This window comes from Streptomyces sp. NBC_01224 (assembly GCF_036002945.1).
Taxonomy (GTDB): Bacteria; Actinomycetota; Actinomycetes; order Streptomycetales; family Streptomycetaceae; genus Streptomyces.
This window is the reverse complement of record NZ_CP108529.1, coordinates 5,216,612-5,234,705: the sequence shown is the minus strand read 5'-3', so window position 1 is coordinate 5,234,705 and position 18,094 is coordinate 5,216,612. Positions and strand designations below refer to the sequence as shown.

The 18,094-nt window shown below is 69.0% G+C and carries 19 protein-coding genes and 2 pseudogenes; 9 read left to right on the top strand and 12 right to left on the bottom strand.

What is annotated here, in order from left to right; translation table 11 throughout:
- Positions 1 to 85 precede the first annotated feature (85 nt).
- Complete coding sequence (locus tag OG609_RS23450; RefSeq protein ID WP_327274619.1) at positions 86 to 1,273, top strand: alpha/beta hydrolase family protein; 1,188 nt, start codon at positions 86 to 88, stop codon at positions 1,271 to 1,273.
- 49 nt (positions 1,274 to 1,322) lie between these two features.
- Here the strand turns inward: OG609_RS23450 and OG609_RS23445 are convergent, their stop codons facing one another.
- Complete coding sequence (locus OG609_RS23445) at positions 1,323 to 1,724, bottom strand: helix-turn-helix domain-containing protein (RefSeq protein ID WP_327274618.1); 402 nt, start codon at positions 1,722 to 1,724, stop codon at positions 1,323 to 1,325.
- A gap of 28 nt (positions 1,725 to 1,752) precedes the next feature.
- On the opposite strand from OG609_RS23445, the gene OG609_RS23440 reads away from it, so the two are divergent.
- Positions 1,753 to 2,538 (top strand): methyltransferase domain-containing protein, encoded by a 786-nt coding sequence (locus OG609_RS23440; RefSeq protein WP_327274617.1) that lies wholly within the window; start codon positions 1,753 to 1,755, stop codon positions 2,536 to 2,538.
- A gap of 34 nt (positions 2,539 to 2,572) precedes the next feature.
- Here the strand turns inward: OG609_RS23440 and OG609_RS46255 are convergent.
- Positions 2,573 to 2,718, bottom strand: a pseudogene (locus OG609_RS46255) (dicarboxylate/amino acid:cation symporter); the annotation flags it as partial.
- A gap of 65 nt (positions 2,719 to 2,783) precedes the next feature.
- On the opposite strand from OG609_RS46255, the gene OG609_RS23435 reads away from it, so the two are divergent.
- Positions 2,784 to 4,226, top strand: a complete 1,443-nt coding sequence (locus tag OG609_RS23435) for a recombinase family protein (RefSeq protein WP_327274616.1) — start codon at positions 2,784 to 2,786, stop codon at positions 4,224 to 4,226.
- Between the two features lie 256 nt (positions 4,227 to 4,482).
- Here the strand turns inward: OG609_RS23435 and OG609_RS23430 are convergent, their stop codons facing one another.
- The 5 genes from OG609_RS23430 to OG609_RS23410 form a co-directional block, all read right to left on the bottom strand.
- Complete coding sequence (locus OG609_RS23430) at positions 4,483 to 5,817, bottom strand: dicarboxylate/amino acid:cation symporter (protein ID WP_327274615.1); 1,335 nt, start codon at positions 5,815 to 5,817, stop codon at positions 4,483 to 4,485.
- 412 nt (positions 5,818 to 6,229) lie between these two features.
- Entirely contained in the window at positions 6,230 to 6,484 is a 255-nt protein-coding gene (locus OG609_RS23425; protein ID WP_327278150.1) for a DUF4229 domain-containing protein, read from the bottom strand.
- Positions 6,485 to 6,669: 185 nt separating this feature from the next.
- A complete protein-coding gene (locus tag OG609_RS23420) occupies positions 6,670 to 7,194 on the bottom strand; it encodes a GNAT family N-acetyltransferase (RefSeq protein WP_327274614.1) in 525 nt (174 codons plus the stop codon).
- A 123-nt stretch (positions 7,195 to 7,317) separates the two neighbouring features.
- On the bottom strand, positions 7,318 to 8,481 hold the full coding sequence (gene mqnE, locus OG609_RS23415) for an aminofutalosine synthase MqnE (protein ID WP_327274613.1): 1,164 nt from the start codon (positions 8,479 to 8,481) through the stop codon (positions 7,318 to 7,320).
- A gap of 89 nt (positions 8,482 to 8,570) precedes the next feature.
- Entirely contained in the window at positions 8,571 to 9,026 is a 456-nt protein-coding gene (locus OG609_RS23410) for an Lrp/AsnC family transcriptional regulator (protein ID WP_327274612.1), read from the bottom strand.
- Between the two features lie 132 nt (positions 9,027 to 9,158).
- Here OG609_RS23410 and OG609_RS23405 point away from each other — a divergent pair, with 132 nt between their 5' ends.
- A complete protein-coding gene (locus tag OG609_RS23405; RefSeq protein ID WP_327274611.1) occupies positions 9,159 to 9,293 on the top strand; it encodes a hypothetical protein in 135 nt (44 codons plus the stop codon).
- 8 nt (positions 9,294 to 9,301) lie between these two features.
- On the opposite strand, the gene OG609_RS23400 is transcribed toward OG609_RS23405, so the two are convergent.
- Positions 9,302 to 9,976: a UbiX family flavin prenyltransferase gene (locus tag OG609_RS23400; protein ID WP_327274610.1), complete on the bottom strand. Its 675-nt coding sequence runs from the start codon at positions 9,974 to 9,976 to the stop codon at positions 9,302 to 9,304.
- A gap of 124 nt (positions 9,977 to 10,100) precedes the next feature.
- On the opposite strand from OG609_RS23400, the gene OG609_RS23395 reads away from it, so the two are divergent.
- Positions 10,101 to 10,736 carry a rhomboid family intramembrane serine protease gene (locus OG609_RS23395; protein ID WP_327274609.1) on the top strand — a complete coding sequence of 212 codons (636 nt, stop codon included), beginning with the start codon at positions 10,101 to 10,103 and terminating at the stop codon, positions 10,734 to 10,736.
- Between the two features lie 28 nt (positions 10,737 to 10,764).
- On the opposite strand, the gene OG609_RS23390 is transcribed toward OG609_RS23395, so the two are convergent.
- The 4 genes and pseudogenes from OG609_RS23390 to OG609_RS23375 form a co-directional block, all read right to left on the bottom strand.
- Entirely contained in the window at positions 10,765 to 11,445 is a 681-nt protein-coding gene (locus tag OG609_RS23390) for a DUF4232 domain-containing protein (protein WP_327274608.1), read from the bottom strand.
- Between the two features lie 469 nt (positions 11,446 to 11,914).
- Positions 11,915 to 12,832: a menaquinone biosynthesis prenyltransferase MqnP gene (gene mqnP, locus OG609_RS23385; protein WP_327274607.1), complete on the bottom strand. Its 918-nt coding sequence runs from the start codon at positions 12,830 to 12,832 to the stop codon at positions 11,915 to 11,917.
- Positions 12,829 to 14,286, bottom strand: coding sequence for a menaquinone biosynthesis decarboxylase (locus tag OG609_RS23380; RefSeq protein WP_327274606.1), 1,458 nt, complete (start codon positions 14,284 to 14,286; stop codon positions 12,829 to 12,831). The genes mqnP and OG609_RS23380 overlap by 4 nt, the downstream gene beginning before the upstream one ends.
- 308 nt (positions 14,287 to 14,594) lie before the next feature.
- Positions 14,595 to 15,521 (bottom strand): annotated as a pseudogene (locus OG609_RS23375) (LysR substrate-binding domain-containing protein); the annotation flags it as partial.
- A gap of 161 nt (positions 15,522 to 15,682) precedes the next feature.
- Here OG609_RS23375 and OG609_RS23370 point away from each other — a divergent pair.
- The 4 genes from OG609_RS23370 (at position 15,683) to OG609_RS23355 (ending at position 17,979) form a co-directional block, all read left to right on the top strand.
- On the top strand, positions 15,683 to 16,567 hold the full coding sequence (locus tag OG609_RS23370; protein WP_327274605.1) for an aldo/keto reductase: 885 nt from the start codon (positions 15,683 to 15,685) through the stop codon (positions 16,565 to 16,567).
- 173 nt (positions 16,568 to 16,740) lie between these two features.
- A complete protein-coding gene (locus tag OG609_RS23365; protein ID WP_327274604.1) occupies positions 16,741 to 16,947 on the top strand; it encodes a hypothetical protein in 207 nt (68 codons plus the stop codon).
- A 72-nt stretch (positions 16,948 to 17,019) separates the two neighbouring features.
- A complete protein-coding gene (locus OG609_RS23360; protein WP_114245120.1) occupies positions 17,020 to 17,424 on the top strand; it encodes a PLD nuclease N-terminal domain-containing protein in 405 nt (134 codons plus the stop codon).
- A gap of 126 nt (positions 17,425 to 17,550) precedes the next feature.
- Positions 17,551 to 17,979: a nucleoside deaminase gene (locus tag OG609_RS23355; protein WP_327278149.1), complete on the top strand. Its 429-nt coding sequence runs from the start codon at positions 17,551 to 17,553 to the stop codon at positions 17,977 to 17,979.
- Positions 17,980 to 18,094 lie beyond the last annotated feature (115 nt).

Sequence of the window (18,094 nt, the reverse complement as noted above, 5' to 3'; positions counted from 1 at the left end):
GGGGCCCGGGATCACCCTGTGGTGGGACAGCGGTTCCCCCCTGCGCGCGATGTTCCCGCACAGTCGGATCCGTAGCGTCTTCACCATGATCAGTCTTCGCAGCCGGGCCACGGCCACGGCGATCACCCTGGCCGTCCTGCTCGCCTCGCCCACGACCGCCTTAGCCGCCCCGGGTCCCGGAACCCGTCCCGATGCGACCTCTGCGGCGCACGCCGCGACCGGACCGTCACTCGAAGTCCCCCGGCCGACCGGACCCTACGCAACGGGCCGGGACACCCTGCATCTGACCGACCGGAGCCGACCGGACCCCTGGGTCCCGGCGGCGGGCGCCCGGCAGTTGATGGTGTCGGTCCACTACCCGGCCCGGCCCGGCAGCGGCACGACGACCGCGCCGTATATGACCACGGACGAAGCCCGGCTGATGCTGGCGTCCCGCGGTCTGGAGGACGTGGTCCCCGCGACCACGGTCAGCGCCACACTCACCCACGCGCGCCTGGCCGCCCGCCCGGCACCCGGCCGGTTCCCGCTGGTGGTGCTCTCCCCCGGCTTCGGCACGCCACGGACAACGCTGACCGGCCTGGCCGAGGACCTGGCCAGCCGTGGATACGTCGTCGCGACGGTCGACCACGCCTACGAGTCCACCGGCACCACCTTCCCCGGCGGGCGCCTGCTCACCTGCGCCGCCTGCGAACAGACCGCGACGACGGGGATCGCAGCCGTGGCCACGGGGCGGGCCGAGGACCTCTCCTTCGTACTGGACCGGCTGACCGGCCGTCACCCGGCCTGGCGTCACGCCCGCGTGATCGACCCGGACCGGATCGGCATGGCCGGCCATTCCATCGGCGGCAACGCCACCGCCTCGACGATGGCCACCGACCACCGCGTGCGCGCCGGGGTCGACATGGACGGCACCTTCTTCGACCCGGTCCCCGCCGGCGGGCTCGACGGCAGACCGTTCCTGATGCTCGGCACCGCCTCCGACCACCATCCCGGCGGTGAGGACGAGAGCTGGGACGAGGGCTGGGCGCGACTGGACGGCTGGAAGCGCTGGCTGACCGTCACCGGATCCGGCCACTTCACCTTCACCGATGTCCCCGCACTGGGAGGCCAGTTGGGCATCGTCGCCCCCGAGGCACCGCTCTCCGGCGAACGCTCGATGCGGATCACCCGGGACTATGTCGCGGCCTTCTTCGATCTGCATCTGCGGGGCACGCCCCAGCCGCTCCTGGACGGCCCGACACCGGACAACCCCGAGGTCGGGTTCCAGCACTGATCCGGCCTGGACGGGGCGAGGCGCGTCGCATCACGCACGCACGTGGTGCTCAGAGCCCGAGTGCCACGTGCGTGCGGTAGTGCGGGCACCGGGTGAAGTCGTCGTGCTCGCAGCCCAGCGCGCACTCGACCAGGTCCAGCGAGGCCTGCGCGGCAGCGATACGGGTCCGCAGCCGCACCGCCTCACCGACGAGCACCGCCCGACGCTCGGCGGGGTCCGCGGCGGCGACCAGGACCCGGATCGTATCCAGGCCGAGACCCGCCTGCTTGGCCCGGACGACGACCGCGACCCGGGTGAGGTCGTCCGTACCGTAACGCCGTCTCCCCGCACCGTCCCGCGCGGGCGTCACGAGCCCCACCGCCTCCCAGTGCCGCAGCACATGCGTGGGCAGCCCGAAACGCGCCGCCGCGTCCCCGATGCCCAGCAGAGCCCCCGCCTCGCTTGACTTCATGCCGACATTAAGTCGCAGCCTGCCGACCATGGACAAGCCCTGGACCACACCCGCGACCACATCCGTACCGGCCTCCCGGGCCACGCCTCTCGCCACGCTCCTCGACACGGCCGAGCGGATCCCCGGCGCCGCCGCCCTCCGGCACCACAGCTACGAACTGCTCCGGGCAGGAGCGGGCACCGCCGTCGTCGACATCGGCTGCGGGACCGGAACCGCGGTCGCCGAGCTGGCCGCGCTCGGTGCCCGGGCCATCGGCGCGGATCTCGACGCGCGGATGGTCGCCGTCGCCCGGGAGCGGCTCCCCGGCGCGGACATCCGGACAACGGACGCGTACGCCCTCCCCTTCCCCGACCACTCCCTGCACGGCTACCGCGCCGACAAGGTGCTGCACGCCCTCGCCGACCCCGCTGCCGCACTGCGCGAGGCACGACGCGTCCTGATCGCCGGCGGGCGGGCCGTCCTGATCGGACAGGACTGGGACACCTTCGTCATCGACTCCGACGACCCCGCACTCACCCGTACCGTCGTGCACGCGAAGGCCGACACGGTACCGAGCCCCCGGGCCGCCCGCCGCCACCGGAATCTGCTGCTGGACGCGGGCTTCGAGGACGTCGGAGCGCAGGTGCGTACGGCAGTCCTCACGGACGCCGCGGCGCTGCCGGTGATCACCGGACTGGCGGAAGCGGCCAGGGACACGGGCGCCCTCACCGCCGCGGAGGCCTCGGCCTGGACCGCGGACCAGCGCGCACGCGCCCGGACAGGGCGGCTGTTCCTCGCCCTCCCCCTCTTCGTCGCCTCGGCCACCGCTCCCTGAGGTGCCGGCCGGAGCCCGGCGGAAGCTGTGGCCGTTACGCGGCGACCGGGACGCTCACCGGCTCCTCGCGCACCTCGTCGTCGACCGGGGAGGCCGGGCCCGAGTTGTACGCATCGAGGTCGAGGATCTTCTCGCGGGCCCAGACGATCACGGGACCAGCGCCTGACCTTCCACGTCCGTAACCGGATTGCGTGTATGCACGTTGGTCAGAGCGCAGGTACGTCGTCCGTGACCAGGGGTGGGACATGGCCAAGCCGAAGCGTGTAGGGATCTACGTCCGGATCAGCAAGGACCGCAAGGGCCAGGAGCTGGGCATTCAGCGCCAAGAGAAGGCATGCCGGGAGCTGTGCGAGCGCATGGGGTGGGGCGTCCTCAAGCTCTACCCCGAGAACGACGTCTCGGCGTCGACCACGAGCAAGCGCCGCCGCTCCCAGTACACGGAGATGCTCCGCGACGCCCGCGACGGCCTCATCGACGGCATCGTCGTCTACTCCATCGACCGCCTGACGCGCCGGATCGGCGAACTGACCAGCTTCCTGGAGGAGCAGAAGGAGCACGGTTTCGCATTCGCCACGACCGAGGGCGAGGACACATCGACCGCCAACGGACGCATGATCCTGACGATCAAGGGTGCCGTGGCTCAGCAGGAGACCGAGCGCATGTCGGAGCGGGTCAACAACTCGCTTCTGCAGCGCAGGGAACAGGGGAAACCGCACGCGGGCGGGAAGAGGCAGTTCGGCTTCAAGACGGGTTCACACTTCCAGAAGCTGGACGAAGCCGAGGCCGAGCTCATCCGCGAGGGCTATCGGATGCTGATGGATCGAAGCCCGAAGACGCCTGGTGACGTGGCTCGCTGCTGGAATTCCGAAGGAACTACGACCCCGCAGGGTGGCGCTTGGACGATCCAGTCCGTGAAGCGCGTGTACCGCTCCGAGCGGACCGGCGGAATCATCACCTACAGGGGCCAGGACATCGGGGACAGCATCTACGGCGCCCCGCTGACTCGGGAGCAGTGGGAGAACGTCCAGACCCTGCTTGACGGTCGAGCCACACCGGCGGCGCAGGGCTCAGGCAAGAGGAAGCACTTGTACTCCGGATTCCTACGATGCGGGAATTGCGGGTCCGCCCTGCGCGTCCAGTGGGCGACCATCCAGGGGCGGACGTTCCGGCGGACGTTCTGTCACTCTGGCCAGAGGGGCAAGGACGGCCGCCTTGGCTGCGGGAAGGTCAGCCGCAAGTACGTGTGGATCGAGGAGCGGCTCAACGAGGTGGTCGAAGTGGCCCTCAGGGCACGGATGCCCCAGCGGGAGGAAGTGCCGGCCGAGGAACTCACGGGCGAGATCAGCCTGTTGGAGACGCGTATCCGTGCGCTTAGGAGCCGTTGGAAGGACGGGCAGATGGAGGATGAGGACTACTTCGACTCCTTGGCTCACCTCCGTGAAGAACTCCAAACTCTGCGTACGCGCGAGGCCGCGACGGTCATCCGTCGATCCCGCGCCGAGACCGACCCACTGACGATCTGGATGGACGATGGCATCGAGAACCTTGAGCGCCGCCGGGCCATCGTGGCGACGGTGATCGACCACGTTGACGTGTTCAGCGTCGGCCGCGGGCGGCGCAAGCCTCCCGAGGTCACGTCGATCAAGGTCAGGCTGGTCGGCGCGATGGACGAGGGTTCTTCGAGCTGACCGACTTGGCCCGGTCGGCAAGGCAGCCGTCGATGGACGTCCTCCCACACCGGGTCCGCGACAGGGGCATCGTGCACCTCGACAGTGAAGCCCACATCTCCGGGGTGCAGGCCCGTGACCAGCCACAGGATTCCGGGCACCGCGGCTCCGAGGCCCGAACCCAGATCATCGGCGCACGAGCAGCACACCCACCAACGGAACGTGCCCCACACCCAAATCGCGGGTGCGGGGCACGTTCCGTACGAGCCTGAGGACGTCAGGCGGCGGCGAGCACAGCCTGCGGCTCGTCCTCGGGGGAGGACGTCGCCGCGTTGTACCTGTCGCGGTCGAGGATCTTCTCCCGCGAAGCCACAATCAACGGGGTTACAACTTGACCAGCAACGTTGGTGGCCGTACGCATCATGTCCAGGATCGGGTCGATGGCCATGAGCAGACCGACGCCCTCCAGGGGGAGGCCCAGCGTCGACAGCGTGAGGGTCAGCATGACCGTCGCACCGGTGAGACCGGCGGTGGCCGCGGAGCCGATCACCGAGACGAACGCGATCAGGACGTAGTCACCGACGCCCAGCTGGACGTCGAAGATCTGCGCGATGAAGATCGCCGCCAGCGCCGGGTAGATCGCCGCGCAGCCGTCCATCTTGGTGGTCGCGCCGAACGGGACCGAGAAGGAGGCGTACTCCTTCGGGACGCCGAGGCGCTCGGTGACCTTCTGGGTGACCGGCATCGTGCCGACCGAGGAACGGGAGACGAAGGCCAGCTGGATCGCCGGCCAGGCGCCCTTGAAGAACTGCAGCGGGCTGAGCTTGGCGACGGTGACGAGCAGCAGCGGGTACACCCCGAACAGCACCAGGGCGCAGCCGATGTAGACGTCGGCGGTGAACGTCGCGTACTTGCCGATCAGGTCCCAGCCGTAGTCGGCGATCGCGTAGCCGATGAGGCCGATGGTGCCGATGGGGGCGAGGCGGATGACCCACCACAGGGCCTTCTGGAGCAGCTCCAGGACGGACTCGCTGAGAGTGAGGATCGGCTGGGCCTTCTCACCGAGCTGGAGAGCCGCGATACCGGCGACGGCCGCCATGAAGACGATCTGGAGCACGTTCAGCTCGGTGAACGGCGTGATCACGTTGTCCGGGATGATGCCGGTGAGGAAGTCGAGCCAGGAGCCCGCGTGCTCCGGCAGCTTGCCGTCCTTCGGGGTCAGTCCCGTACCGGAACCCGGGTTGGTGATCAGGCCGATCGCGAGGCCGATGGCGACCGCGATCAGCGAGGTGATCATGAACCAGAGCAGGGTACGGGTGGCCAGCCGGGCGGCGTTGTTGACCTTGCGCAGGTTGGTGATCGACACCAGGATCGCGAAGAAGACGAGCGGCGCGACGGCCAGCTTCAGCAGCTGGACGAAGATGTGGCCGACCTTGTCGAGCGTGGTGTAGAGCCAGTTGATGTCGTATGAACGGGCAAGCCACCCGAGCAGGACACCGAGGACGAGACCGGCGACTATCTGGGCCCAGAACGGGACCTTGGGTATACGGAAACCGGAGCCGGAGCCGGACGGGCTGTCGGTCGCGGCGGCGGACGCGGGATTCGCGGACACGGACACACTCCAGATGTGACGCATCGGGGCGCACGGGGACGTCGTGCGGGGGGACGGGGGTGCGGCGCCCGCGTCAGGGGCGGCGCCGCTGCATGGTGCCGGTTCAGACGTTGCGGCAACAGACCGCGGACATACAGCGGCATAGATCGACATGCAGGCGCGCCACGAGCGGGACGCTCGCGGCGGATCGATGGCGCACTGCTGTCTTCATGTCGAACACGTTAACACTTGAACTTTGAGAACCTCAAAGGTCTTCTTTGGGTCGGAAAACGGTCCCCGTAGTGCCCGGCACACACGCGGGAACGACGAAACCCCAGTACAGGAGCGCTTGCTCCGGCACCGGGGTTTCGTACGGAAACTGTGCGGGGTGTGAGGAACCTTACGTTGCCCTTACGTCATCCTCACCGGGTCGTCACTGGGTGACGCGGTCCTCGCGGGTCCGGTTCGCTTCGAGCCGCGCCTTCGTGCGGTCGACCGTGGACACGATCTGCGCGGACATCTCGTCACGCTGCTTGCGCAGCAGCACGTAGCTGAGCGGCGCGGAGAGGACCAGCGCGAGCAGGATCACCCAGATGAAATTGGAGCCACTCGCCCCCGAGGGAAGCAGACCGAAGTGGACGGCCACGGCTGCGACGGCGAAGCAGCCGACGAAGATGCTGAGGCGCATCGCGGTGTACCGAATCGTCGCGCTCGGCTTGGCAGCGGACACAGTTGGCCCCTCTCTCTACGTACGACAGTCCTGCGATCCTGCCCGACCAGTGAAGCATGCCCCGGAATCGATCACTTCGGAGGGCTGCACCAAAAGGGGTCCGTCAGGTCGCGTGCCCGTCCGGCGGATCGGGGGCGTGGACCTCAGCCGAGCGACAGCAGCATGATGATGTCGTCGCGGTCGTCGCCGTCCGCCACCCGTATCGCGTCGGGCACCCGCCCGACCTCCTTGTACCCGCACGAGGTGTAGAACCGGTCGACACCGGTGCCGCCGCGGCAGGTGAGCCGGATCGCCTCCATCCCCTCCATGCCGCGCGCGGCCTCCGCCGTGGCGTCCATCAGGTCGCGCCCGTAACCCTTGCCCTGGTGACGTGGGTGGACCATCACCGTGTAGAGCCAGAGCCAGTGGGCCATCAGCCGGTGTGTGTTGAAGGCCAGGAAGGCGGTGGCCGCGACGGCGCCCTCCTCGTCGTAACCGACCAGCAGCCGGGTCCGCCCCTCGGCCATGGCGACCAGGTGCTTGACCAGTTCGGGCCGGACGTCGTCGGCCGTGACGGGCGGTACGAAGCCGACCGCACCGCCCGCGTTGGAGACATCGGTCCACAGCTCGGCGATGCCGTCCCGCAGGGTGCGGTCAAACTTGGGATCCAACTCAAAAGTAAGTGCCATAGGTGCAGATTAACTATTACCGATCCATCGCCTCAAGCCTTGTCCAGTACGCGAGAGAGCCCCGGCCGGCGGCCGGGGCTCTCGTAACATCCGAGCTACTGACGACGCGACAGGTCGGACGGGTCAGACGCGCATCGGCTGTGGCGACTCGCGCCGTCCGGCGTCCGGGCCCGGGTACTCGCGGATGATCTCGTACCGCGTGTTGCGCTCGACGGGCCGGAAGCCCGCGTCACGGATCAGGTCCAGCAGATCCTCACGGCCGAGCTTGTTCGGCGTGCCGTAGTTGTCCGCATCATGCGTGATCTTGTACTCGACGACCGAGCCGTCCATGTCGTCGGCGCCGTGCTGCAGCGCGAGCTGGGCGGTCTGCACACCGTGCATCACCCAGAAGACCTTGACGTGCGGGACGTTGTCGAAGAGGAGCCGCGAGACCGCGAAGGTCTTCAGCGCCTCGGCGCCGGTCGCCATCGTCGTCCGCGCCTGGAGCTTGTTGCGGACCTTGCCGTCCTTCATGTCCACGAAGTCGTGCTGGTAGCGCAGCGGGATGAAGACCTGGAAGCCGCCGGTCTCGTCCTGCAGCTCACGCAGCCGCAGCACATGGTCGACGCGGTGACGCGGCTCCTCGATGTGCCCGTACAGCATCGTCGCCGGGGTCTTCAGACCCTTCTCATGAGCGAGGCGGTGGATGCGCGACCAGTCTTCCCAGTGGGTGTTGTGGTCCACGATGTGCTGGCGGACCTCCCAGTCGAAGATCTCCGCGCCGCCACCGGTCAGCGACTCCAGACCGGCCTCGATCAGCTCGTCGAGGATCTCGGAGGCGGAGAGCCCGGAGATGGTCTCGAAGTGGTGGATCTCGGTGGCGGTGAACGCCTTGAGGGAGACCTGCGGCAGGGCCTCCTTCAGCGCACTGAGGGAGCGCGGGTAGTAACGCCACGGCAGGGTGGGGTGCAGCCCGTTGACGATGTGCAGCTCGGTGAGGTTCTCGCCCTCCATCGCCTTCGCCAACCGGACGGCCTCCTCGATGCGCATGGTGTACGCGTCCTTCTCGCCCGGCTTGCGCTGGAACGAGCAGTACGCGCACGACGCGGTGCACACATTGGTCATGTTGAGGTGCCGGTTGACGTTGAAGTGCACGACGTCGCCGTTCTTGCGCGTACGCACCTCGTGCGCGAGGCCGCCGAGCCAGGCCAGGTCGTCCGACTCGTAGAGGGCGATGCCGTCCTCACGGGTCAGCCGCTCCCCTGCGCGGACCTTCTCCTCCAGCTCGCGCTTGAGCCCAACGTCCATGCGGCTGCCTCCCAGTTGTCGACGCGCTGTGCCTTCCCGGTGGTACCGGGCGAAACCCCCGGTCACCCGGGGGCTCCACCACGTTACGCCTACGCCTTCTCGGGAAGTTCCCCGACCCGGTCCTCCCACTTGGTGGAGAGCACGATCGTGGTACGCGTGCGCGAGACGCCCCTCGTACCGCTGAGCCGGCGGATGGTCTTCTCCAGACCGTCCACGTCACCGACCCGCACCTTGAGCATGTACGAGTCGTCGCCCGCGATGAACCAGGCGTCCTCGATCTCCGCGAGGTCCTTCAGCCGGCGCGCCACGTCCTCGTGATCGGCCGCGTCGGAGAGCGAGATACCGATCAGGGCCGTGACCCCGAGCCCCAGGGACGCGGCGTCGACGGTGGCGCGGTAGCCGGTGATGACACCGGCGGTTTCCAGCCGGTTGATGCGGTCGGTGACGCTGGGCCCGGAGAGCCCTACGAGCCGTCCCAGCTCGGCGTACGAGGCCCTGCCGTTCTCCCTGAGGGCCTGGATGAGCTGCCTGTCCACCGCGTCCATGTGACTGAAACCTTCCATTGTTCAGCAGTATCGCGAGTTTACGTGTAGAATCTAAGGCATGCAGGCTTCAACGCCTGCAAATCTTTCCGAACATCCAAAAAATGCTTTCGAATCTTCAGGAGTGAGAACACCGTGTACACGATCGAGATGGCCTACGCCCGAATGCGCGAGCTGCAGGACCTGGCCAACCGCTCGCGTGCCCACCAGCCCGCCGCCGCGCACCGGGTCGACAAGACCCGCACCTCGCGCGCCAAGAAGAAGCGCTGACCACAGGCTCAGTCTGCGGAGTCGCGAGAGCCGCCACCGAGCTCTCCCTCCCATCGGCGGTACAGGTCGTGCGGCACCCCCGCCGCGTCCAGCACCCGCCCGGCGACGAAGTCCACCAGATCCTGGATGTGCGTCGCCCCCGCGTAGAACGCCGGAGAGGCGGGCAGCACGACGGCGCCCGCCTCGTCCAGGCTCACCAGATGTTTCAGCGTCTGCCCGTTCAGCGGTGTCTCGCGCACCGCGACGACCAGCTTCCGCCGCTCCTTGAGCGTCACGCTCGCGGCCCGCTGGAGCAGATCCTTCGAGAGTCCGAGCGCCACCCCGGCCACACATGCCGTCGAAGCCGGGACGATCAGCATCCCCTTCGCCGGGTACGACCCCGAGGACGGCCCGGCGGCAAGATCACCGGCCGCCCAGTGCCGTACACCCTCGACGTCCACATCGAAGGTGTGCGGCTTCCCGTCCGCCCCTCGCGCCAGCCAGCTGCGCAGATCCTCCTGCCAGTGCACGTCGCGGAACGCGATCCCGGTCTCGTCCAGCAGCGTCAGCCGCGACGCCCGGCTCACCACCAGATCGACGCTCTCCCCCGCGGCCAGCAGACCGCGCAGCACGGCGGCGGCGAATGGGGTGCCCGAAGCGCCTGAAACCCCGACAATCCAAGGCTGCCGCTGGTGCTGACTCACTGAAGTCCCGGAATCCACACAGCCGAGCCTATCCGGCTGCCCGAACCCGGAACCGAGTAAGGTGCCTCAGCCGTTCTGAGGGGTGGAAACAGGAGCGACACAGGAGACCGGCAGGGGGACCGCGATGGCCGCATCGTCAGATCGAATCGCACCGGCGTGGAGCGCGGGCGACCGCGCGAAGGCCGCGGCCAAGCTGATGCTGGGCTGGGTGGCGTTCCTCTGGATGCTCGAAGTCGTCGACGTGTCGAGTGGCCACTCACTGGACGCGTACGGGATCGAGCCGCGCCGGCCCGGCGAACTGCTGGACGTCGTGCCCGCGTCCTTCATCCACTTCGGCTTCGGCCATGTCGCCTCCAACAGCGTGCCGCTGCTGGTCTTCGGCTTCCTGGCCGCGCTGGGCGGCATACGCCGGTTCGCGGCCGTGGCCGCGCTGATCATCGTCGTCGACGGTCTCGGCGTCTGGCTGGTCTCGCCGGCCGGCTCCAACACGGCGGGCGCGTCCGGCCTGGTCTTCGGCCTCTTCGGCTATCTGCTGGTCCGCGGCTTCGTGGACCGCAGAGTGCTGGACATCGGCGCCGGGCTGGTGATCGGCGCGATATGGGGCTCGTCGATCCTGCTGGGCATCTCCCCCGCCAACACCTCGGTCAGCTGGCAGGGCCACCTGTTCGGACTGGCGGCGGGCGTGGCGGCGGCGTTCGTCTTCCGCCGCCCCGCGCGCGGCCGGAGCACGGTGCCGCCCGCCCGGCCGCTCATACCGTAGAGCGCGGACGGATCCCCTGGTGTCCGGGTCAGCCCTCGCCCTGACCGGCGCTCCCCATCGGGCCGACCTTCACCGGGGAGCCGGAGCCGTCCGTGACGGGCAGCGTGGCGGCGCCCGGCCAGTCGAGGGTGACCGACTTCGTCTCGTCCGGCGGGGTCACCACCAGCCCCGTGATGCGGACGCCGGAGCCGCCCGACGTGTTGATCGGGTAGTTGATGCCGAAGTACACCGACTTCCCGTTCTTGAGGGTCATCGGGGTGGCCTTCTCACCGGTGCGCTTCGCGGACAGCGACCCCGCGCTGGTCTTCAGGTCGACGCCCGCGTATCCGGAGAGCACGCAGTCCCGGCCGCCGCCGTTCTTCAGCTCCACCGCGACGGTCCCATCGGGGTCGCCGTCGATGGTGCTGTCGATCGCCGTGATCTCCAGCTCGTCGGTGCGGCACTTGCCGACCTTGCCGTTCCCGCTGGAGCCGGTCCCGGCGGCCGTGCCCTGCCCGCCGGATCCCTTCCCAGCGGAGTCCTTCCCGGCGGAGTCCTTCCCGCCGTCCTGGTCCGAACCGCCCGAGCCCGAACCACCGCTCGCGGAAGACGCGGAGGACGCGGACGACGGGGCGGTCTGTCCCATGTCGTCCTCGCCGTTCTGACAGGCCGTGAGCGAGAGACCGGCGACAACGGCCAGGGCGGCGAAGGTGAGCTTCTGTACGCGCATCGTTTCTTCCTCAGCGTCGGTGGGGGGGTATCGGCCGCTCGGCACGGTCGGTACGAGCGAGCGTTTCTGATCACCAAGAGCCGCCCGGCCCGGCGAGGCGTTCCGCCCAACCACCCGCTAATACACCCCTGTTACACGCACAGCCAGGCACAACGCGCCCCACCACCGGGCACACCCCGCCCGCACCCGCCCCCTGCCGCACCCGCTCCCTGCCGCCGTCCGGCACGGGAAACGGGGCCCGAACACAGTGCGCCACACCACTCCGGGACACGCCACCGACGGGCCGGGACGGCGGTTCCCGCCACCGTTTCGCACCTGTCAACGCCGCAGCCCACTGGGACGGACCCGTGACGCGGCGGTCCTTGACCACAACAGGTGACAGGCCTCCTCGACCCGCCTCGCCCGCGCCCGGGGCAGCCGTCCGTCGAGGACGAGGTCCTGGATCCGCCGGAGACGACCCCGGGCGGGCTCAGACGGTCAGACCCCGCACCAGCAGATCCAGCAGCGCGCACGCGAACAGCGCTATTCCGATGAACCCGTTGACCGAGAAGAACGCCCGGTTCAGCCGGGACAGATCGTGCGGCCGCACCACCCGGTGCTCGTACACGAAGGCGACCGCGACGATCACCATGCCGATCCAGTAGAACAGGCCGGCCTCCGTGGCCAGCCCGAACCAGACGAGCAGCCCGGTCGTCACCACATGGCAGACCCGCGCACCCCACAGCGCGGCCGGAATCCCGAACCGGGCCGGCACCGACAGCACCCCGTGCGCCCGGTCCGCCTGGACGTCCTGGCAGCCGAAGATCAGGTCGAAGCCACCGATCCAGATCCCGACCGCGAGACCGAGGATCACCGCGTCCCACGACCAGCTGCCGGTCACGGCCAGCCAGGCGCCGATCGGCCCTATGGCCTGCGCGATCCCCAGGATGGCGTGCGGGTAGTGGGTGAACCGCTTCCCGTACGGATAGACCACCATCGGCACGACGGCGACCGGCGCGAGCGCCAGACAGAGCGGGTTCAGCAGAGCCGCCGCCCCGAGGAAGGCGACAACGGCGACGAGCGCCCCCGTCCACGCCGACTTCACGGAGACCGCCCCGGTGACCAGTTCCCGGCTCGCGGTGCGCGGGTTACGGGCGTCGATCTCCCGGTCGATGATCCGGTTGCAGGCCATCGCGAATGTCCGCAGCCCCACCATCGCGATGGTGACGAGCAGCAGCGTGACCCAGTGGATCGACTTGTCCGCCTGGAACATCGCGGTCAGGGCGGCGATGTACGCGAAGGGCAGCGCGAAGACCGAGTGCTCGATCATCACGAGCCGCAGAAACGCCTTGACCTTGCTGTTCGGTTGTACGGGCTCTGAGCCCAGTGCTGCTTCGGCGGCGCTCACAGTCCGTATTCCTTCCACCGGCGGTCGACCTTCGCCGCCGTCTGAGGGTCGGACTCGACCATGTTCGGCCAGCCCCCGTCCCGGGTGTAACCCTCCTCGGGCCACTTCTTCGTCGCGTCGATGCCCGCCTTGCCACCCCAGAACTGCTGGTAGGAAGCATGGTCGAGGTGATCGACGGGCCCCTCGGTGACGGTGAGGTCACGCGCGTAGTCCGTATTGCCCAGCGCCCGCCACGCCACCTCGTGCAGATCGTGGACGTCGCAGTCGGAGTCCACGACGACGATCAGCTTGGTCAGCGACATCATGTGCGCACCCCAGATGGCACTCATCACCTTCTGGGCGTGCTTCGGGTACTTCTTGTCGATCGAGACGATCGCACAGTTGTGGAAGCCGCCCGCCTCCGGCAGGTGGTAGTCCACGATGTCCGGCACGATGATCTTGAGGAGCGGCAGGAAGAACCGCTCCGTGGCCCGCCCCAGCGGCCCGTCCTCGGTCGGCGGCCGGCCCACCACGATCGACTGCAGCAGCGGACGCTTCCGCATGGTCACGCAGTCGATGGTCAGTGCGGGGAACGGTTCCTGCGGCGTGTAGAAGCCGGTGTGGTCGCCGAACGGCCCCTCGGGAAGCATCTTCCCGGGCTCCAGCCACCCTTCGATCACGACCTCCGCCTGCGCCGGGACCTGCAACGGCACGGTCTTGCAGTCGACCATCTCGATCCGCTTGCCCTGGATGAACCCGGCGAAGAGGTACTCGTCGATGTCCCCCGGCAGCGGCGCGGTGGAGGCGTACGTCACCGCGGGCGGCGCCCCGAACGCGATCGCGACCGGCAGCCGCTCCCCGCGCTTGGCGGCGACCTGGTAGTGGTTGCGGCTGTCCTTGTGGATCTGCCAGTGCATCCCGATGGTGCGCCGGTCGTGACGCTGGAGCCGGTACAGACCCAGGTTCCGCACACCCGTCTCCGGGTGCTTCGTATGGGTGAGCCCCAGGTTGAAGAACGATCCGCCGTCCTCGGGCCAGGTGAAGAGCGCGGGCAGCTGATCCAGATCCACGTCGTCGCCGGTGAGCACGACCTCCTGCACGGGCGCGCTCTCGGACTTCACCTTCTTCGGCGGCACATGCACCATCGAGCCGAGCTTCCCGAATGCCTCCCGCACCCCGACGAAGCCGTGCGGCAGCTCCGGCTTGAGCAGCCCGCCGATCTTGTCGCTGATATCGGCGTACGACTTCAGCCCGAGCGCCTTGAGCAGCCGCTTGTCGGTCCCGAAGACATTCATGGCCAGGGGCATCGAGGACCCCTTGACGTTCTCGAAGAGCAACGCGGGCCCGCCCGCCTTGTTCACCCGGTCGACGATCTCGCCGACCTCCAGATACGGGTCGACCTCGGCCTTGATGCGCTTGAGCTCGCCCTCGCGCTCCAGGGCCCGGAGGAGGGAACGAAGATCGTCGTAAGCCATGCCGTCCAGTTTGTCATCACCCTGGTGGATCACCCGGGGTGCCCCACCTCTCCGCCTCTCCGCAACATGGACGTGCGCGTTGAGGGCGGCCTCGATCGAAGCGACGTCGTCGGAGGATGGGCGGCCTGCCGGCGAAAGCGAGTCGCGCCACGATGCCCCAGCTCATCGGTGCCGTTCGCCCTGGCCGCCGCGCAGTCCCTCCCTGAAGCCGTCGAGGGGGCCCGTAGCGCGGCGCGGTCGCGAAACCGCCACAGGGTCAGCAGGGCCCAGGTGGCGAGGTACTTGGCTGGTCGGAGACGGATGTGCGGTCAGTCACGCAGGACCGGCAGTGACTGGGCTGCCGGCAGTCGTTGTCCGGGGACCGCTGATTGATGCATCGCCTGCTCATGGAGGGCCTCGATGAACGTTGTGACGTGTGGGTGGTCGCGACGGCGGCCGATCGTGGCAACGCCGATGTGCCGGGTCGGAGTCGGCGGCTGGATCGGGACGGCGCGCAGGCCCGGCACCGTCGGGACGAACGCGATGGAAGGGATCAGGGAGATTCCCATTCCCGCGGCGACGAGCGAGCGGGCGAAGAAGTAGTCGGTGGTGGTGCCGCGTACTTCCGGTTCGAAGCCTGCGCGCTCGGCGTAGCGGCGCAGGTATGTCTCGGTCTTGAGGCAGCCGAGTACCCAGGGCTCGGCCGCCAGCTCGGTGATGTCGAGCGAATCGCGGTCGGCGAGTCGGTGCTCCTCGTGCATGACGACGTGCAGGGGGTCTTCCAGGAGTGCGGCCCACCGCAGGCTGGAGCAGGGGCCCGGCCCGACGGGCAGCGGGCCGTCGAAGTGGTAGGCGAGTGCGAGGTCGACGGCGCCCTGTCGGACGAGGGGCAGGGTCTCTTCGGGCTCGCCCTCCTTGACGTGGAGCAGGGTGCGGGGATGGGTTGCCATGAGCCGGGGGAGAGCGCCGGGCAGCAGGTGCCTGCCGCCGCTGGTGAAGGTGGCGACGGTGAGCTGTTCGCGACCCGTGCTGAGTTGCTCGACCTGTTGCTTCGCCTGTTCGAGCTCGGCTGCGACGGACTCGGCGGCCCCGACCATGATCTGGCCGGCCTGAGTGAGGGTGACCCCGCGCGTACTGCGTGCCACGACCTGGGCACCGAGGCTGCGTTCCAACACCGCTACGTGCTGGGAAACGGCGGAGGGGGTGAGACGGAGAGCCGTGCCGGTACTTCGGAAGACTCCTGGTCGAGCGCCTGCAGGCCACCGGTCACCAGGGGGACCGCCACTACGCCATGAGTAACACCCGCGCGAAACAGCTGGGCTTCGCCTTCTCCCGTACTGCCGACCGGCTGCCTGGCGCCGTCGCCGAAGCCCTCACAGCATCCGCCGCCCCCGTCGCCTGAGGAACACGAACCGCCATGGAACACCGCACCATCGCAGGCACCACCGTCAGTGCCATCGGACTGGGCGCCATGCCGCTGTCCATCGAGGACCGCCCGGACGAGACGCGGGCCATCGCCACCGTCCACGCCGCCCTCGACGCCGGCGTCACGCTCATCGACACCGCCGACAGCTATCACTGGCACGCCGATGAGGTGGGCCACAACGAGCTCCTGGTCGCCCGCGCGCTGGCCCGCTACGGCGGCGACACCTCCGGCGTCCTGATCGCGACCAAGGGCGGCCGCGGGCGGCCCGGAGACGGCAGCTGGACCGTCACCGCCACCCCGGAACATCTCAAGCGCGCCGCCGAAGCCTCCGCCAGGCGACTGGGCGTCGACGCGATCGGCCTGTACCAGCTGCACAAGCCGGACCCGGCAGTGCCCTGGGCGGAGTCCGTCGGCGCTCTGCGCGACCTGCTCGACGTCGGCACGATCCGCGCCGCCGGCATCTCGAACGTGACCACCAGCCAGATCCGACAGGCGCATCAGATCCTCGGCGACGGGCTCGTCTCGGTACAGAACCAGTACTCGCCCGCCGTCCGGGACAGCGAGCCCGAGCTGCAGCTGAGCACCGAGCTGGGCCTGGCGTTCCTGCCCTGGAGCCCCCTCGGCGGCATCTCCCGCAGTTCCCTCGACGGCCCCTCCGGCCCGACCTCCATCGGCACCGCTTTCCACCGCATCGCGGCCGAACACGGCGTCAGCCCGCAGCAGATCGCCTTGGCGTGGCTGCTGAGCCGCTCCCCCGCGGTGATCCCGGTGCCGGGAGCCAGCCGCCCGGCCTCCATCACTGACTCGGCCCAGGCCGCGGAACTCACACTGAGCCCGGGGGAGCTGACGCAGCTCGACCACGCGCTTCCGGGCTGATGCGGCTCCAGGCGTCGACGCCGAGTTCCTCGGCCGAGGACGGCCGCTCCCACCAGTCGACCGTTCGGGATGCGCCCAGAACGCAGCAGTGGGTCCAGGACTCACTCACGCGTGCTGGCCAGGAACGGTTCACCGGAGCGCACTTCCACACCGGTCCCGAGTTGGAGGCGGAAATGCGCGAGGCCGGCTTCACCGACACCCGGGTATACGGCGTCGAGGGCCCCGCCCGGGCGCTGCTGAAAGCGACCGAGCAGCATACCGGTGAGTCACTCACCGGATCACGGATGTTCACCTCCGCGCCGGCCGCGGCCCGCATGGCGGAGCCGTACCCCGACCTGCTCGCCGCCGGTTCCCACCTGCTCGCCGTGGGGCGCATTTGACACCGGCTACTCTGGGCCCGTCACCGGGGCGGGACAAGCCCCGCCATCTCTCCGCAGGGGGACTTTTCCACCATGTTCCGGGCCCTGATCTATCTCCTGCCTCTGGCGCTGACGATCTACGCGTTCATCGACTGCCTGAACACCCCCGAGGACGAGGCCAAGCACCTGCCGAAGATCGCCTGGGTCTTCATCATCCTGCTGTTCTGGATCGTCGGCCCGATCGTCTGGCTGGCCGCGGGCAAGATGCGTCAGGTGCCTGCCGGGGGCCGTACGCCGTCCGAATGGCACCGCAATCACCGCTCGCAGTGGGTGGCGCCGGACGACAATCCGGAGTTCCTGAAGGCGCTGAAGGAAGAGAACAAGAAGGACGAGTCGCTCCTCAAGGACTGGGAGGCGGATCTGCGCCGCCGTGAGGAGGAGCTCAAGCGTCGCGAGAGCGGGGCGGGGCCGGAGGAGTCGGCGCCACCCGCTTCGTGATCGCGAAGGGCCGGCCGGCCCTTGTCGGCGGCCCGTACATGTCGTTGGACACGCTGCGGCCGTCGTGCGTGCCGGGAATCGGCTGTCCGCACGGTGGAGAGTGGGCGCGTGAACGACTACCGCGCCATGCTCGCCACCGCCCTCGCCGAGGCCCGCGCCGGGCTCGCCGAGGGCGGCGTCCCCATCGGTGCCGCCCTCTACGGGCCGGACGGCAGCCTCCTCGGCCGCGGCCACAACCGCCGTGTCCAGGACGGCGATCCGTCCATGCACGCGGAGACGGCGGCGTTCCGGGCGGCCGGACGCCGGCGCTCGTACCGGGGCACGACGATGGTGACGACGCTCTCCCCGTGCTGGTACTGCTCCGGCCTCGTGCGGCAGTTCGGGATCTCTCGGGTGGTGATCGGCGAGGCGGAGACCTATCCCGGCGGGCACGACTGGCTGGCCCGGCACGGAGTGGAGATCGTGCTGCTCGACGATGCCGAATGCGTCGCAATCATGCGGGACTTCGTACGGAACCATCCCGATGTCTGGAACGAGGACCTCGGCGTTGGCTGATTCACCTCGCCGCGTCCCCGATCGTTCGAAAATCTTCACCTTGCTCCAACACCCTGCCGATATCCTTATGTTGACGGTGTGACAGATCGGGTGGGGCATCGGCGCTGGGGGTGCT

Bases quoted from the DNA above. Each gene is read 5' to 3' on its own strand.
- OG609_RS23435 (WP_327274616.1), top strand. From the start codon at position 2,784: ATGGCCAAGCCGAAGCGTGTAGGGATCTACGTCCGGATCAGCAAGGAC.
- OG609_RS23440 (WP_327274617.1), top strand. From the start codon at position 1,753: ATGGACAAGCCCTGGACCACACCCGCGACCACATCCGTACCGGCCTCC.
- OG609_RS23420 (WP_327274614.1), bottom strand. From the start codon at position 7,194: ATGGCACTTACTTTTGAGTTGGATCCCAAGTTTGACCGCACCCTGCGG.
- OG609_RS23370 (WP_327274605.1), top strand. From the start codon at position 15,683: ATGGAACACCGCACCATCGCAGGCACCACCGTCAGTGCCATCGGACTG.
- OG609_RS23395 (WP_327274609.1), top strand. From the start codon at position 10,101: ATGGCCGCATCGTCAGATCGAATCGCACCGGCGTGGAGCGCGGGCGAC.
- OG609_RS23425 (WP_327278150.1), bottom strand. From the start codon at position 6,484: ATGCGCCTCAGCATCTTCGTCGGCTGCTTCGCCGTCGCAGCCGTGGCC.
- OG609_RS23365 (WP_327274604.1), top strand. From the start codon at position 16,741: ATGCGCGAGGCCGGCTTCACCGACACCCGGGTATACGGCGTCGAGGGC.
- OG609_RS23445 (WP_327274618.1), bottom strand. From the start codon at position 1,724: ATGAAGTCAAGCGAGGCGGGGGCTCTGCTGGGCATCGGGGACGCGGCG.
- OG609_RS23355 (WP_327278149.1), top strand. From the start codon at position 17,551: ATGCTCGCCACCGCCCTCGCCGAGGCCCGCGCCGGGCTCGCCGAGGGC.
- OG609_RS23410 (WP_327274612.1), bottom strand. From the start codon at position 9,026: ATGGACGCGGTGGACAGGCAGCTCATCCAGGCCCTCAGGGAGAACGGC.
- OG609_RS23450 (WP_327274619.1), top strand. From the start codon at position 86: ATGATCAGTCTTCGCAGCCGGGCCACGGCCACGGCGATCACCCTGGCC.
- OG609_RS23390 (WP_327274608.1), bottom strand. From the start codon at position 11,445: ATGCGCGTACAGAAGCTCACCTTCGCCGCCCTGGCCGTTGTCGCCGGT.
- OG609_RS23360 (WP_114245120.1), top strand. From the start codon at position 17,020: ATGTTCCGGGCCCTGATCTATCTCCTGCCTCTGGCGCTGACGATCTAC.
- mqnE (WP_327274613.1), bottom strand. From the start codon at position 8,481: ATGGACGTTGGGCTCAAGCGCGAGCTGGAGGAGAAGGTCCGCGCAGGG.
- OG609_RS23380 (WP_327274606.1), bottom strand. From the start codon at position 14,286: ATGGCTTACGACGATCTTCGTTCCCTCCTCCGGGCCCTGGAGCGCGAG.